We start from the raw sequence: 1,658 nt of genomic DNA, 5'->3' as shown, positions 1-1,658 counted from the left end.
CCCGTGCCCGCGGTCCGGGCCATCGTCAGCGCCATCTCGCGTAACCGTCGCCAGTCCATCGGCGGCTTCGCCACGGGGACACCGGGACGGGCTCGCGGCACCCGGACCCGCAGGGCCCCCGGCCGGACGACGCAGCGTACCGGTGTGGACAGCGACAGCGCCTCGCCGTCGACAGCAATCTGGATGCTCGGCTCGGCCGCGTCGACAACGACCTCGGCCGCGGTGCGTACCTCGAGACCATCCCCGTGCCTGCCGCGCAGCAGCCCCGCGGCCTGTGCCGCGTTCTCGACGGTGACACCGAGAATGCCGAGGACCCCGCTGTCCAGCCGCACGCGTCGCCCCAGACCGGCGATGTCACCCGTGCCGTATGGATTGTTGCTCACCAGCACCGCCCGTGCCCCGTCGAGGGTGAGCCCCTCGGCACGGACCGCCAGGTACGGGCCAGCGTGCTCGGCCAGCAGGTCGGGGAGCATGTCGAGGAGGGTCTGGACCTTGTCACCGCGATAGGCGGGACTGTGCACCACAGCCCCGTAGGCGCCGAAGGACACGTTGTTGACAAAGGGCCGTCCGCCGACGAATCCGAGGTCGACGCGCAGTTCGACGCCGTCGGTGAGCGCGTTCAGGCAGGTCGACGGGTCGTCCCGGTCCAGGCCGAGGTCCAGCGCGAAGTGGTTGCGGGTGCCGGCCGCGATGACCATGAAGGGGAGGCCGTATCCAGCCGCGACGCCGGCTACGAGTGCCTGCGTTCCGTCGCCGCCGGCCACGCCGAGCAGGTCCGCCCCGCGGCTCACCGCCGCGCGCGCTAGTTCGACCACGTCAGCTTTGCCTGACACGTCCATCATGACCACGTCGGCGCCCAGCTCTTCGGCCCGCTCCGCCAGGTTGTACTTCGCCACCTTTCCACCGCCGGCGTGCGGATTCATGATTATGACGGGATGCTCGGGCGCGGGTGCCTCGTGTTCGGCGGCCGCGGACCGGGGGATTCCCGCCCGCCTTGTGTCCCGGGCGAGCGCGGCGCGGCCGGTCGAGACCGCCAGCGCCCACAGTGCCGACGACACCAGCACCACCCAGATGAGACCGACCCACGCGTAGAGAACCATGACCGCCACCGGCACCGCGACCACCAGCAGGAGCGACAGCAGCCTCCGCACGCCACGGGTGGTCAGCAACCACCAGATGCCCGCGGCGGTCACCGCCAGCGCGACAAGCGCGACTCCCACCAACAGCACGCTCGCGATACGGGCAAAACCCACCAGCACCGCGGCCGCGGCAGCCGCGGCTGCCAAAGCGACCCGCGCGAGCCACCGCTGGGCCCTGGTCGCGGAGCTGGCCGAGCCGCCCGGCGATACGCTCACCGGGCGGGCACAGCTACGGCATGACCGCTGGAGCTCCCGATCCGTCCCGTCTTCGTCGTCACGCATCCTTTCTGCCCACTTGCGGGCCGGCTCTCCCCCGGCCTGGCGCGGGTGGACGGGTCGGCTGCCAGACAGCCCCGCGGGAAGGAGCCTCCCCTACCGTCTCCGCCCGCACCACCACCAACCGGGGCCGCCTCGCTACACGCCCCGGTGGAGCTTTAGAGCGCCCGGCAATAGGGGACGCGGCGTCGCGGGGCTGGGGCACGCACCTCGCTGCGTTGTCGTCGGTCGACACCCCAAAGA

The 1,658-nt window shown here is 71.9% G+C and carries 1 protein-coding gene; it reads right to left on the bottom strand.

The genetic code is table 11. From position 1 onward, the window contains the following. Positions 1 to 1,355, bottom strand: a 1,355-nt coding sequence (locus tag MJ783_RS12780; RefSeq protein WP_239310643.1) for a diacylglycerol kinase family protein, incomplete at its 3' end; no start/stop codon positions are given. Positions 1,356 to 1,658 lie beyond the last annotated feature (303 nt).

The organism is Protofrankia sp. Cj3 (assembly GCF_917627355.1).
Taxonomy (GTDB): domain Bacteria; phylum Actinomycetota; class Actinomycetes; order Frankiales; family Frankiaceae; genus Protofrankia.
Note: the sequence above shows the minus strand (reverse complement) of the source record. Positions and strands in the feature narration are given on the sequence as shown.